This window comes from Streptomyces sp. NPDC056527 (genome assembly GCF_042794475.1).
In the GTDB taxonomy this organism is placed as follows: domain Bacteria; phylum Actinomycetota; class Actinomycetes; order Streptomycetales; family Streptomycetaceae; genus Streptomyces.
Genome location: NZ_JBHTTQ010000049.1, coordinates 37,790 through 50,994 on the forward strand (window position 1 = coordinate 37,790; position 13,205 = coordinate 50,994).

13 protein-coding genes are annotated in these 13,205 nt (G+C 71.9%); 5 read left to right on the forward strand and 8 right to left on the reverse strand.

The features are described 5' to 3' along the window. The first annotated feature begins 91 nt into the window (after nt 1-91). The gene (gene rocD, locus ACFQ7Q_RS22860; protein ID WP_383558196.1) at nt 92-1,297 is read left to right on the forward strand and encodes an ornithine--oxo-acid transaminase; all 1,206 of its coding nucleotides are present in this window, start codon (nt 92-94) and stop codon (nt 1,295-1,297) included. 88 nt (nt 1,298-1,385) lie between these two features. Here rocD and ACFQ7Q_RS22865 read toward each other — a convergent pair whose 3' ends face one another. After that, a complete protein-coding gene (locus ACFQ7Q_RS22865; RefSeq protein ID WP_383558199.1) occupies nt 1,386-2,567 on the reverse strand; it encodes a glutathionylspermidine synthase family protein in 1,182 nt (393 codons plus the stop codon). A gap of 19 nt (nt 2,568-2,586) precedes the next feature. Next, complete coding sequence (locus ACFQ7Q_RS22870) at nt 2,587-2,865, reverse strand: hypothetical protein (RefSeq protein ID WP_383558202.1); 279 nt, start codon at nt 2,863-2,865, stop codon at nt 2,587-2,589. A gap of 90 nt (nt 2,866-2,955) precedes the next feature. Between ACFQ7Q_RS22870 and ACFQ7Q_RS22875 the strand changes: the two genes are divergently transcribed. Continuing rightward, entirely contained in the window at nt 2,956-3,804 is an 849-nt protein-coding gene (locus ACFQ7Q_RS22875) for a hypothetical protein (RefSeq protein WP_383558204.1), read from the forward strand. Between the two features lie 318 nt (nt 3,805-4,122). Here ACFQ7Q_RS22875 and ACFQ7Q_RS22880 read toward each other — a convergent pair whose 3' ends face one another. Continuing rightward, complete coding sequence (locus tag ACFQ7Q_RS22880) at nt 4,123-5,535, reverse strand: PLP-dependent aminotransferase family protein (protein ID WP_383558207.1); 1,413 nt, start codon at nt 5,533-5,535, stop codon at nt 4,123-4,125. Between the two features lie 47 nt (nt 5,536-5,582). Between ACFQ7Q_RS22880 and ACFQ7Q_RS22885 the strand changes: the two genes are divergently transcribed. Then, nucleotides 5,583-6,095: a carboxymuconolactone decarboxylase family protein gene (locus ACFQ7Q_RS22885; RefSeq protein ID WP_383558209.1), complete on the forward strand. Its 513-nt coding sequence runs from the start codon at nt 5,583-5,585 to the stop codon at nt 6,093-6,095. A 34-nt stretch (nt 6,096-6,129) separates the two neighbouring features. On the opposite strand, the gene ACFQ7Q_RS22890 is transcribed toward ACFQ7Q_RS22885, so the two are convergent. Then, the gene (locus ACFQ7Q_RS22890; protein ID WP_383558211.1) at nt 6,130-7,356 is read right to left on the reverse strand and encodes an RNA-guided endonuclease InsQ/TnpB family protein; all 1,227 of its coding nucleotides are present in this window, start codon (nt 7,354-7,356) and stop codon (nt 6,130-6,132) included. Between the two features lie 144 nt (nt 7,357-7,500). Between ACFQ7Q_RS22890 and ACFQ7Q_RS22895 the strand changes: the two genes are divergently transcribed. Beyond that, on the forward strand, nt 7,501-8,244 hold the full coding sequence (locus ACFQ7Q_RS22895) for an isocitrate lyase/phosphoenolpyruvate mutase family protein (RefSeq protein ID WP_383558214.1): 744 nt from the start codon (nt 7,501-7,503) through the stop codon (nt 8,242-8,244). Between the two features lie 75 nt (nt 8,245-8,319). Here ACFQ7Q_RS22895 and ACFQ7Q_RS22900 read toward each other — a convergent pair whose 3' ends face one another. The 4 genes from ACFQ7Q_RS22900 to ACFQ7Q_RS22915 form a co-directional block, all read right to left on the reverse strand. After that, nucleotides 8,320-9,309, reverse strand: a complete 990-nt coding sequence (locus ACFQ7Q_RS22900; RefSeq protein WP_383558216.1) for a malate dehydrogenase — start codon at nt 9,307-9,309, stop codon at nt 8,320-8,322. Between the two features lie 254 nt (nt 9,310-9,563). Further along, nucleotides 9,564-10,553 (reverse strand): DUF2690 domain-containing protein, encoded by a 990-nt coding sequence (locus tag ACFQ7Q_RS22905; protein ID WP_383558219.1) that lies wholly within the window; start codon nt 10,551-10,553, stop codon nt 9,564-9,566. Between the two features lie 268 nt (nt 10,554-10,821). Next, nucleotides 10,822-11,388, reverse strand: coding sequence for a DUF3017 domain-containing protein (locus ACFQ7Q_RS22910; RefSeq protein ID WP_383558222.1), 567 nt, complete (start codon nt 11,386-11,388; stop codon nt 10,822-10,824). A gap of 2 nt (nt 11,389-11,390) precedes the next feature. After that, nucleotides 11,391-12,251, reverse strand: a complete 861-nt coding sequence (locus ACFQ7Q_RS22915) for a bifunctional methylenetetrahydrofolate dehydrogenase/methenyltetrahydrofolate cyclohydrolase (protein WP_383558225.1) — start codon at nt 12,249-12,251, stop codon at nt 11,391-11,393. A 245-nt stretch (nt 12,252-12,496) separates the two neighbouring features. On the opposite strand from ACFQ7Q_RS22915, the gene ACFQ7Q_RS22920 reads away from it, so the two are divergent. After that, entirely contained in the window at nt 12,497-13,114 is a 618-nt protein-coding gene (locus tag ACFQ7Q_RS22920; protein WP_383558227.1) for a hypothetical protein, read from the forward strand. Nucleotides 13,115-13,205: the final 91 nt, after the last annotated feature.

The window sequence follows — 13,205 nt, forward strand, 5'->3', positions numbered from 1 at the left end:
CGCCGTCACCCAGGTTTCTTCGTCCGGCATCCGAGCGACGATAGAAAAAGGGGCCACACCCGCCCCAGGCCGCAGGACGAACGGAGATCCCGTGTCGAGGACGCAAGACGCGATCGCTTCCGCGGAGGCGCACAGCGCTCACAACTACCACCCCCTGCCCATCGTCGTCGCCTCGGCGGACGGGGCATGGATGACCGATGTCGAGGGCCGCCGCTACCTCGACATGCTCGCCGGGTACTCGGCGCTCAACTTCGGGCACGGCAACCGGCGGCTGATCGACGCCGCGCGGGCGCAGCTGGAGCGGGTGACGCTCACGTCGAGAGCGTTCCACCACGACCGGTTCGCGGAGTTCTGTACGCTCCTCGCCGAGCTGTGCGGCAAGGAGATGGTCCTGCCGATGAACACCGGCGCGGAGGCCATCGAGACGGCGGTGAAGACCGCGCGGAAGTGGGGGTACGAGGTCAAGGGCGTGCCGGACGGGCACGCGAAGATCGTGGTCGCGGCGAACAACTTCCACGGCCGGACGACGACGATCGTCAGCTTCTCCACGGACCACGAGGCCCGTGACCACTACGGCCCGTACACGCCGGGCTTCGAGATCGTCCCGTACGGCGATCTGACGGCGATGGAGCGCGCGGTCACGGCGCACACCGTGGCGGTGCTCCTGGAACCCATCCAGGGCGAGGCGGGGGTCCTGGTGCCGCCCGCCGGGTATCTGCGCGGGGTGCGGGAGTTGACCCGTGAGCGGAACGTGCTGTTCATCGCGGACGAGATCCAGTCGGGCCTCGGCCGGACGGGGCGGACGTTCGCCTGCGAGCACGAGGGCGTGGTGCCGGACGTGTACGTCCTGGGCAAGGCGCTGGGCGGCGGTGTCGTCCCGGTCTCGGCGGTGGTCGCGGACCGTGATGTGCTCGGGGTGTTCCGGCCGGGCGAGCACGGGTCGACGTTCGGCGGGAATCCCCTGGCGTGCGCCGTGGCCCTGGAGGTGATCGCGATGCTGCGGAGCGGGGAGTACCAGCAGCGGGCGGCCGAGCTGGGCGAGCATCTCCATGCCGAGCTGGGGCTGCTCGTGGGCGGGGGCGCCGTCGAGGCGGTGCGCGGGCGTGGGCTGTGGGCCGGCGTGGACATCGCGCCGTCCCGGGGCACGGGCCGGGAGATCTCGGAGAAGTTGATGGAGCGGGGCGTCCTGGTGAAGGACACGCACGGTTCGACGATCCGGATCGCGCCGCCGCTGGTCATCAGCAAGGAGGATCTGGACTGGGGTCTGGAGCAGCTGCGGGCGGTGCTCTCGGAGTGACACGACGCCCGCCCCTGCCGGGCGGGCGTCCGTTCCGCGGTTGCGGGGTCGGGGTCGCGGTTTTGCGGGGGCGGGGCCGGGGCTGCGGTCAGAGGATGACGTGCGGCAGGAAGCGGGCGTACTCGTCCGTGATCAGGCCCGCGGACTCGCGGATCCCGAGCCCCGCGGCCTCGTCCTCGACGACCCACGCGCCGAGCACCACGCGGTTCCCGTCGAAGTCGGGCAGTGGGGCCAACCCCTGGTAGCAGCAGGGCTCCTCGCGCACCACGGCCGGGGAGCCCGGCTCGTGGACGGTGACGCCCGCGCCCTCGCGGCCGAGCAGCGGCTTGGCGACGTAACCGCCGGTCGCGGCCAGTTCGCGGGGGCCGTCGAGGTAGGCGGGCAGCAGGTTGGGGTGGCCCGGGTAGAGCTCCCAGAGGATCGCGAGCAGCGCCTTGTTGGAGAGCAGCATCTTCCAGGCGGGTTCGATCCAGCAGGTCGTGCCCGTACCGCCGCCGTTGTCGAGGGTGTCCAGGACGTACGGGCCGAAGCGGTCGGTGGTCAGCCACTCCCACGGGTAGAGCTTGAAGCAGCTGCGGATGAACCGGAGCCGGTCGTCCACGAACCGTCCCGACAGCCGGTCCCAGCCGATCTGTTCGACCGACAGCGCCTCCGTGTCGAGCCCGGCCTGCTGGGCCGTCTCGCGCAGATACGCGACCGTCATCAGGTCCTCGCCGAGCTCGTCCCCGTCGGAGTGGACGAAGTGCAGGGGACCGGGCGGCAGCAGCTTCGCCTGGCGCTTCCAGGCGTCCACGAGCCGCTCGTGGAGGGAGTTCCACTGGTCGGCGCCGGGGAAGCGCTCCTCCATCCAGAACCACTGCGGGCTCGCGGCCTCGACCAGGGAGGTCGGGGTGTCGGCGTTGTACTCCAGCATCTTGGCCGGGCCCGTACCGTCGTAGCGGAGGTCGAACCTTCCGTAGAGCGACGGCAGTTCGGCCCGGCGGCGCCAGGACTCGGCGACGAGGGCGACGAGCCGGGGGTCGGTGAGACCAAGATCGGCGAAACGATCCTGCTCGACGATGTGCGCCGCCGCAGCCAGACACATGGCATGCAGCTCCTCGACGACCTCCTCCAGGGCCTCGACCTCGGGCAGGGTGAAGGAGTAGTACGCGCTCTCGTCCCAGTACGGGCGCAGGGAGTCGTCGGGGTAGCGGGTCAGGGGGTAGACGAGCCCCTGCTCCTCCACCGTCTGCTGCCACCCCGGCCGGGGTTCGATCGTGTGCCGCCGCATGTCGTACGGTCCGTCCCGCTCAGCCGCCGCCGGAACCGGAGCAGCCGAAGCCGCCGGTGTCGACGGCCGTCTTGTCGAAGCTGCCGCCGCCGACCTTGTTGTCGCTCACGCTGCCGCCGTAGTAGTACGAACCGCGCGTCGAGCTGCCGCTGCTGCTCTCGCACTCGTAGCTCGGCAGTTTCTCGCGGGTCAGCGGGTCGACGCACCGCCGGTCCGGCTCGGAGCCGCAGGAGGTGATCGTCGCCGCGAGCACCCCCATACCGCCGAGCACGACCGTGCTCGACCTCAGCCTGCGCATGTCAGTCCTTCCGATCGCGTGGTCAGCGACCGCACAGTTTAGGCCGCTGTCCGAACGCCCTCGCACTAGAGTCCCTTTGTGCTCTTCGGGATGATTTGTGCGCTCGGATCGTCGCTCTGCTTCGGCATGGCGTCGGTTCTGCAGGCGCTCGGCGCGCGCGAGGCGACGCCCGGGACGGGGGCCGGTGTCGACGTGGCCCTGCAGTTGCGGGCGATGCGGCAGTGGCGGTATCTGGTCGGACTCTCCCTGGACGGGATCGGGTTCGGGCTTCAGATCGTCGCCCTGCTGACGCTGCCGATCTACATGGTGGGAGCCGCGCTCGCCGCGAGTCTGGCGGTCACGGCGGTGGCGGCGTCGTGGCTGCTCAAGGTCCGGCTGCACCGGATGGAGTGGACGGCGGTGGGCGTGGTGTGCGCGGGGCTCGCGATGCTCGCCCTCGCCTCGGGCCCCGAGGGCGAGCAGAGCTCGTCGGAGGCGCTGCGGTGGGCGATGCTCGCGGCGGCGTTCGGGGTGCTGGGACTCGGCGCGGCAGCCGGACGGCTGCCCGGCCGGCCGCGGGCGCTGGCACTCGGTCTCCTCGCGGGCTTCGGCTTCGGTGTGGTGGAGGTGGCGGTCCGGCTGATCGACAGCTGGGACCTCGCGAACCCCGCGGTGTACGCGCTGATGCTGGGCGGCGGGACGGCGTACGTGCTGCTGACCTCGGCGCTCCAGCGGGGTTCGGTGACGACGGCGACGGCAGGCGCGGTCCTGGGCGAAACGATCGGCCCGGCGCTGGTGGGCGTGATCTGGCTGGGCGACCAGACGCGCGAGGGCCTGGGCTGGCTGGCGATCCTGGGCTTCACGGTCGCCCTGACCGGCGCGCTGGTCCTGGCCCGCTTCGGCGAACCCCCGGCGCCGCTGCCCGAGCCGGAACCGTCGGGATCACCGGCCGAGCCCTGACCCCGGCCCGCCCCTCCACCGCGGCAGGGCGACCCGCCGCCACCGAAAGACCGCGCCCACGCGACAAGGCCCGGCCCGGACGTCGCACCCGGCCCGGACCACGGGGCTGATCGTGCCCGGCCCGAACCACCGGATGGCCGTGACGGCCCGAACCACCGGATGGCCGTGGCGGCCCGGACCACGGGGTGTTCGTGACCCGCCCGGAACCACCGGATGGTCGCGCCTCGGCCCGGACCACCGGACGGTCGCCCCCGGCCCCGACCACCGGATGGTCGTCGGGGACTCGGCGTCGCGTTCTTTCGCGGGACCGTCGGGGAGTCAGGGCAGGACGCGGCACAAAGCTGCCAGCGCGCCTGTCCAGCCGCTGTCCGGTGGGGTGCCGTAGCCGACGACCAGACCGTCCTGGGTCGTCGGGACGTCCGGGTGGCGGAAGCGGTTGAGGCCGAAGAGGGCCAGGCCCTGCCAGGCGGCCGAGCGCAGGACCGCGGGCTCCAGGCCCGGCGGGAGCTCCAGGACGGCGTGGAGGCCGGCGGCGATGCCGCTCACCCGGGTCTCCGGGGAGTGCGCGGCCACCGCCTCCACCAGTTCGTCGCGCCGCCGCCGGTAGCGCAGCCGCATGGCCCGCACATGCCGGTCGTACGCGCCCGAGGCCAGGAACTCCGCGAAGGTCAGCTGCTCCAGCGAGCTGGACACCCAGTCCACCCGCCCCTTCGCCGCGACCACCTCGTCCACCAGGCGCTCCGGCAGCACCATCCACGCCAGCCGCAGCCCGGGCGCCAGGGACTTGCTGGAGGTGCCCATGTAGACGACCCGCTCGGGGTCGAGGCCCTGGAGCGCGCCCACCGGCTGGCGGTCGTAGCGGAACTCCCCGTCGTAGTCGTCCTCCAGGACGAACCCGCCCGAGGCCCGCGCCCAGTCGATCGCCGCCACCCGCCGGTCGGGGTGGAGCGCGCCGCCGAGCGGGAACTGGTGGGCGGCCGTCAGCAGCGCCGCGCCCACGCCCTTCATCTCGGCCAACCCTTCCGTCCTGGTGCCGAGTTCGTCGTACGGCAGGGCGGGCAGCCGCAGCCCCGCGTGGCGCAGCAGCTCCCAGTGCGCGTCGAGCCCGTACGACTCGACCGCCACCTCCCGCACGCGGCGGGCCCGCAGCACCTGGCCCATCAGCATCAGCCCGTGCACGAACCCGGCGCAGATCACGATCCGTTCGGGCCGCGCGTGGACACCCCTCGCCCGGGCGAGGTACTCGGCGAGCACGGTGCGCAGTTCGATCCGGCCGCGCGGATCGCCGTAGCCGAAGGCCTCGTGGGGCGCGGCCGTGAGCGCGCGTCGGGACGCCTTGAGCCATTCGGCGCGCGGGAAGGACGCGAGGTCGGGCGTCCCGGGCTTCAGGTCGTACGTCGGCCGGGCGGCGGTCGGCCGGGCCGCCGTCACCGGGGGCCGTGCCGCCCCGGCCGTCCGGCGCGGCACGGCCCGCTGGGCGACCCGCGTCCCGGAGCCCTGCCGGGCGGTCAGCCACCCCTCGGCGACCAGCTCGGCGTACGCGTCGGCGACCGTGTTGCGGGCCACGCCGAGGTCCGCCGCGAGCGAGCGGGAGGACGGCAGCCGTACGCCCGCCGCCAGGCGCCCGCTGCGCACCGCCTCCCGCAGGGCGTCCATCAGCCCCGTCCGCAGCCCCGTGCCCCGCAGCTCCAGATGGAGGTCGGCCCCGAAACTGGCCCACTCGTTCGCCATGGAAATGGACCATACTCCTGCGCCATCCCGGCCGTACGGTGATGACCATGACGACCACGACGAACGACACCGCGAAGACCGAGTACGCCCACGAGCACGCCCCCCGCCTCAACCTCGCCGAGCAGGTCCCGGACTTCTACCGGGCGATGATCCGGCTGGAGCAGGCGGCCGCGAAGGACGTCGACCCGACCCTCTACCACCTGATCAAGATCCGGGCGTCGCAGATCAACCACTGCGCTTTCTGCATCGACATGCACGCCAAGGACGCGCTGGCGGAGGGCGAGTCGGTCGAGCGGATCGTCCAGCTGTCGGCCTGGGAGGAGTCGCGGCACTTCTACACCGAGCGCGAGCTGGCCGCGCTCGCGCTGACGGAGGCCGTCACCGTCCTCACCGACGGCTTCGTCCCCGACGAGGTGTACGCGAAGGCCGCGGCCCACTTCGACCCGACCGAGCTCGCCCGCGTCATCGCCGCCATCACCGTCATCAACGCCTGGAACCGCATCGGCGTCAGCACCCGGCTGACACCCGGCCACTACACCCCCGGGCAGTACGCGAATTGAATCCTCCCCTCCCCGAAGGGAGGGGATTCCTGGCTCAGGCCGCCTCCGGGAGCTCCGCTCCCAGAGGTCTTACGCCCTCAGCACCAGCCGGGTTGAGACCAGCCCGGACCAGCACCACGCGAGCGGAGTTCTTGTCTCGAGGGGAGACGACTCCGCACGCGGTGCAGGTATAGGTACGCTCCGAAAGAGGAAGTGCGTGCTTGGTTCTCGCTCCGCACGATGCGCAGTCCATGGTGGTGTGCGCGGGATGCACCAGGCGCACATCGCGCCCGTGCTTACGACCCATCTCGACAAGGGCTGTCTTGGTGACGCCGATCGCCGCATCGGAGGCTTTGCGAGCCATGGTGGTTTTCGCGAGGAACTTCGGCCGGAAGTCCTCGACCGCGATCGCATCATGGTCGCGCACCACGCGCTTGGCCCACTTACGGGCCGCGTCCTTCCGCTGACGGGCGATCTTCGCGTAGAGCTTGGCCCGCCGCTTCTTCGCTTCATGGTGACCCTTCGAGGATGCCTGGCCCTTCTTCGGCTTGCGGCGCGCCACCATCCGGTCGTACCGGCTCAGCTTCGCCTGAGCCTTGCGCCCGTGCTGCGGGTGCGGGAGGTCGTAGGCGTCGGATGTGGTGGTGGCGGTCTCCTTCACGCCCCAGTCCACACCAAGGACGGCACCGGTCGCGGGCAGCGGCAGTGTCTCGGTGGCGACGACGAACGAGGCGTACCAGTGCCCCACCGCGTCCCGGAACACGCGCACCGAGGACGGTGCGGCGGGCAGATCACGCGACCACACCACCGTCAGCACGATCCCGCCGGCCAGGTGGAGGCGGCCGTCCTTGAGCCGGAACCCGCGCTGTGTGTAGTTCAGCGTGGGCAAAGCTTCGCGCTTCTTCTTGAGCTGTGGCATCCCGGCCCGCCGGTGCATGGGCAGCCGGTCCCTGATGTCCTTCTGCGCCTTGGAACGGGACTTGGAGAAGTCGCGGATGATCTGCTGCTGTGGCACCGATGCGCCTTCACGCAGCCACGGCGTCATGGCGCGGGCCTCGGTCAGCATCTTGTCGAGCTGGGCCGGGCCGCACGTCAGCTTGTCGTCGGGGTTGGCCTTGTTGTGGGTGTGCACCTGGCGGGACTTGGCCACGGCCTCGTTCCACACCCAGCGGCAGCGGTCCCACTCGGCGAGCAGGGTGGTGCGGGCGGTCGACGACACGCGAAGCCGGTAGGTGTACCGGGCGTGCCCAGAACCCTGCTCGGCCACCGCCGTCGTCGTCATGATTCGGAAGCTAACACCCCCCACTGACAACGGAAGAGAGTGCAGGTCAGAACAGATGCGAAGAGAACTCCGCCGCTTCGCGGCTCCGGGCCGAGGACCCATTCCTCCCCGCCCCGAAGGGCGGGGCACCCCAGGAGAAGTCAGGTGACCCCCGGGTCCTCCGCCGACGTGCTGCGCGCCCTCCACTCCGGGCGCGCGGTGGACGATCCGCTGGTCGTGCCGGGTCCCTGGGACGCGGCCAGCGCGCGTGTCTTCGAGGAGGCCGGCTTCCCGACGCTCGCCACACCGAGCGCGGGGATCGCCGCCTCTCTCGGGTACGAGGACGGCGAGACGCCGCCCGAGGAGATGTTCGCCGCCGTGGCGCGGGTCGTACGGGCCGTCTCGGTACCGGTCACGGCCGATCTGGAGGACGGCTACGGCCTGGCTCCCAAGGAGCTCGTGGAGCGGGTCCTGGAGACCGGGGCGGCCGGGGTGAACCTGGAGGACTCCGGCCGCTCCGGCGGGCTCAAGGAGCCGCGGGAGCACGCCGCCTGGCTCGCCGAGGTGCGGGCGGAGGCCGGACCTCGGCTCTTCCTGAACGCGCGCGTGGACACGTATGTGCGCGGGGTGGACGACCCTGCCGCCGCGATCGAGCGGGCGAGGCTCTACACGGAGGCGGGCGCGGACTGCGTCTACCCGATCAAGGCGCCGGCGGCCCATCTCCCGCTGCTGCGCGCCGGGATCGACGCACCGCTCAACGCCCTCTCCCTGCCCGACGGACCGTCGCACGCCGAGCTCGGGCGGCTGGGAGCGGCCCGGATCACCTTCGGCCACGGGCTGTTGCTGCGCACCCTGCGGGGCGTCGCGGAACTGGCGGAGGAACTGGCCGGGTTCGGGCCCGTGGGCTGAAGCGGCCAGGAGCGGACACGACTCCGCCCCCGGTCGCGGACGACCGGGGGCGGAGAGGGAACTACGGGCTCAGGCTCAGATGAGGCCGAGCTCGCGCACCGCGTCGCGCTCCTCGGCCAGCTCCTGGACCGAGGCGTCGATGCGGGCACGGGAGAACTCGTTGATGTCCAGGCCCTGGACGATCTCGTACTTTCCGTCCGTGCACGTGACGGGGAACGAGGAGATCAGGCCCTCCGGGACGCCGTAGGAGCCGTCCGACGGGATGCCCATGGAGGTCCAGTCGCCCGCGGCGGTGCCGTTGACCCAGGTGTGGACGTGGTCGATGGCGGCGTTGGCGGCCGAGGCGGCCGAGGACGCGCCACGGGCCTCGATGATCGCGGCGCCACGCTTGGCGACGGTCGGGATGAAGGTCTCGCCGAGCCACTGCTCGTCGTTGACGACCTCGGCGGCGTTCTTGCCGGCGATCTCCGCGTGGAAGATGTCCGGGTACTGGGTCGCCGAGTGGTTGCCCCAGATGGTGAGGCGCTTGATGTCCTCGACGGACGCACCGGTCTTGGCCGCCAGCTGCGAGAGCGCGCGGTTGTGGTCCAGGCGGGTCATCGCGGTGAAGCGCTCGGCCGGGACGTCCGGGGCGGCGGCCTGGGCGATCAGGGCGTTGGTGTTGGCCGGGTTGCCGACGACGAGGACCTTGATGTCGTCCGCGGCGTGGTCGTTGATGGCCTTGCCCTGCGGCTTGAAGATGCCACCGTTGGCGGCGAGCAGGTCGCCGCGCTCCATGCCCTTGGTACGCGGGCGGGCGCCTACGAGCAGGGCCACGTTCGCGCCCTCGAAGCCCTGGTTCGGGTCGTCGAAGATGTCGATGCCCTTGAGCAGCGGGAAGGCGCAGTCGTCGAGCTCCATGGCGGTGCCCTCGGCGGCCTTGACGCCCTGCGGGATCTCGAGGAGGCGCAGCTTGACCGGCACGTCCGCGCCGAGCAGGTGGCCGGAGGCGATGCGGAAGAGCAGCGCGTAGCCGATCTGGCCGGCCGCGCCGGTGACGGTGACATTCACGGGAGTGCGGGTCATGGCGATCTCCGTAAGACAGCTGGCGGTGGGGGTCCCTGCCCCTGATGCTGGACAACTCCTCTTGATCGACGATCGATCGGTCGACCCGATGTCTCGACGTGAAGAGATATCCAGCGGTCAGGCTATCCGACCCGGGACCCGCTCAACCCCCACCCCCTTGTGGTCCGGCTCACTGCCACCCGACTGCCTCCGCGCCGGGCCGCGGCGCGATCACCGCTCGCCCGGCGCCCCCGCAGCACCGGGCCACGGCGCCGTCACCCCTCTCCGGTGCACCCCTTCGCCCCGCTCCTGAGCGTCGCGCAGGCCGTCGCGTCCGTGCCCTTGGCCACGGCGACCATCGGCGTGTACGCGTCGGCGTCGGTGTCCACCACCGCGTTCTGGCTGGTCCCGGCGGCGGTGACGCGGACGGTGTCGCCGGGGCCCGCCCCGGTGATCCGCGCCCAGGCGGCGCCGCACGTCCGGCTGTACCTCACCTCGACCTGACCGGCGGTGCCGACGCGGGCGCGGGCGACGGTGGTGGCGAAGGCGCCGCCACACCCCATCGCCTCCGGGTCCTGGCCCGCACAGCCGGCGCCGGCGCATTTCACCCCTGCGGGGAGGGTGCTGCTCGGCGGGGCGCTCGGGGTCGCGGTGGGCGTGCCGCCGGCCTTCTTCCCGTCGTCGCCGGTGGTGCCGCCGCCCCCGAGGTCCGTGAGGAGGACGGCCGCGGCGATGACGAGCAGGACGCCCAGGACGCCGGTCAGGATCAGCGCGGCGCGGCGCGGTCGGGAGGTGCCGGACGGCTGCCGGGGCGGCTGCGGAGCCGGTGGCGCGGGTCCGGCGGGGGCCGTGGTGCGCCGCGCGGGCGCCGGGCCGCCGCTCCCGTCCCGGGTCTCGGTCGAGGCGTTCGCCCCGGCGGTGGGGCCGGGTTCCCCGAGGGCGGCGCGTGCCTGCGAGATCCGCAGGGCTTCCATGGTGAGGTCGCGGCGCAGTTCGGAGCGGCTCCAGGCGCGCTCGGCGAGCTCCCACATCGTCGTGAGATGGCCGGTGTCGGTGCCGGTCACCTCGGCGAGCGCGACGACGGCGCCGCGGGGCGCGAGGAGTCGTCCGTTGAGATACCGCTCCCACGAGGTCTTGCTGTAGCCGGTACGGTCCGCGACGGCGGCGATGCTCAGTCCGCTGCGGTCGATCAGCCGTCGTAACTGACTCGCGAACTCGCGTATCTGTGGGTCGAGTTCGTCCGGCAGGGCTTTCCAGCGAGGCATGTGCGTTCCCCCTTGTCCCCCTTTGTTTCCCCCCAGAAGGATGCTCCGGGCCAGGATGGCAGTTCCCGGGGCAGGAGCGCACGGGTGCAGACGAATCGGGCGTGCGCCCCCGGGGCGTGGCGGAATGGTCACTTCCGTGCCACAAGGCGCTGACGGACCTTGAACCACATTGGCACGTACATGACCCTCGAACGGAGGCGGCACCCGTCCTCCCTCGGGGGAGAGGACGGGCGCCGCCGTTCCGTCGCGGGTGGGTCGTCGCCGGTGCCTAGGTGACCGTGAGGTGGAGGATGTCCTCCAGGAACGGGATCCTGAGCCAGGGGTTCGGCTGCACCATGAGCGCCAGCAGCACGATGAGCCCGCCCATGACCCCGTACGTGACCATGTCGGTGAACCGCGACCGTACGGCGAGCATCCCGACGGACGGCAGCGCGCGTCGCAACCCCGCGCCGGTGAGCAGCGCCACACCGACGAGCATCGTCCCGACGCGGAAGGACTGCGCGAACAGGTCCGTCCCGACGATGAACAGCCCGAGAGCGGTCAGCCCCAGGACGGTCAGCAGCGGCCACTGCCGGGCCGGCGCGGGCGCCCCGACGGGAGCGGCCCGGCCGCCGCCCTCGGGCCGCGCGGTGTCCGTGGTCATGGCGGGCGGGCGCCGCGACCGCCCGGGGGTGGTCACGGCGGCGTCCTTGGCGGACGGTTCGGCGTCGCCCTCGACGGGGGCCGCGGGCTCGGCGGAGGCGTCCGGCGCCTCGCCCTCGGTCCGGTCCGCGTCCAGGTCCTCACCCGGGTCCTCGGCGCCCGGGGCGCCCTTGGCGCTCACGCGCGAGGTCATCTTCAGAGCGCCGCGGCCGCGCGCTCCGCGGCCTCGACGACGTTGACCAGGAGCTGCGCACGGGTCATCGGGCCCACACCGCCGGGGTTCGGCGAGATCCAGCCGGCGACCTCGGAGACACCGGGGTCGACGTCGCCGAGGATCTTGCCCTCGCCGTTGCGCGAGACGCCGACGTCCAGCACGGCGGCGCCCGGCTTCACGTCCTCGGGCTTGATCAGGTGCGGCACACCGGCCGCGGCGACGATGATGTCGGCCCGTCGCAGATGCGCCGCCAGGTCACGCGTACCGGTGTGGCACTGCGTCACCGTCGCGTTCTCCGAGCGCCGGGTCAGCAGCAGCGGCATCGGGCGCCCGATGGTCACGCCACGGCCCACGACCACGACCTCCGCGCCGTTGATCTCCACACCGTGCTCGCGCAGCAGCTGGATGATGCCGTACGGGGTGCAGGGCAGCGGCGCCGGCTCGTTCAGCACGAGGCGGCCGAGGTTCATCGGGTGCAGACCGTCGGCGTCCTTGGCCGGGTCCATCAGCTCCAGGATGCGGTTCTCGTCGATGCCCTTGGGGAGCGGCAGTTGGACGATGTAGCCGGTGCACGCCGGGTCCTCGTTGAGCTCGCGTACGACCGCCTCGATCTCGTCCTGGGTGGCGGTGGCGGGAAGTTCGCGCTGGATGGAGGCGATGCCTACCTGCGCGCAGTCGCGGTGCTTGCCGGCGACGTACTTCTGGCTGCCCGGGTCGTCGCCGACCAGGATCGTGCCGAGGCCGGGCGTGACGCCCTTCTCCTCGAGGGCCGCCACACGGGCGGTCAGGTCGGACTTGATCGCGGCTGCGGTGGCCTTGCCATCGAGAATCTGGGCGCTCATGGACCCATCCTCCCGGATGACCCCTCGCTTGTTCCAATTCGGCCGTACACGGCCCCGCACCGTGCGCCCGGAGAGGTTGCACTTGCACAACTCCCGGCATTCCGACTGGACAAAAAGTCGATGCTACGACGACGATGACCGCGCAGTGCCGCGGGCAGTGCCGGGGGGCAAATCACTCATAAGCTGTGAGAAGTACCTCCGCGCGGGCCGCGTCGTCCCCGCACAACCCACGGAGGAAACCCGCGATGAGCTTCGGCGATCCGAACAACCCCTACGGCCAGCCGCAGGGCCAGCAGCCCGGATACGGTCAGCCGCAGGGCCAGCAGCCCGGATACGGCTACCCGCAGCAGGCTCCGCAGGGTGTGCCCCCGCAGCAGTACGGGTACCCGCAGGCGCCGCCGGTCCAGCCGTACGGTGTGGGCGGTTACCCGCAGGGTCCGCAGAAGATGCCCGGCCTGATGACCGCGGCACGGGTGATCATGTTCGTCCTGGCGGGCCTGCAGATCATCATCGGGATCATCGCCGGCATCGGCATCGCGGCCGCCTCGAGCGCGGTCGACGACTCGGACGCCGCGACCGGCCTGGCCGGCCTGGGCTTCGCCGTCGTCGCCCTCCTGCTGGCCTTCGCCGGCCTGGCGATCTTCCTCGCAGTGAAGTTCGCCACCGGTGGCACCGCGATCCGCGTCATCACGATCATCTACGCCTCGCTGATGCTCATCGGCGGACTCGGCAACTTCGCCTCCGGCGAGGCCACCGGCGTCCCCGGCGGCATCATCAGCCTCGCCCTCGGCGGCATCATCCTCGCGTCGATGGTGAACAAGCAGGCGTCCGAGTGGTTCAACCGCCCGCGCAACCAGTACTGACCCGCTCATGCGAAGGGGCCCGGTTCCAGACGGCACCGGGCCCCATCGCGTACGTACACGTCACAAGCGGCGCAGCACCGCGAACAGGGCC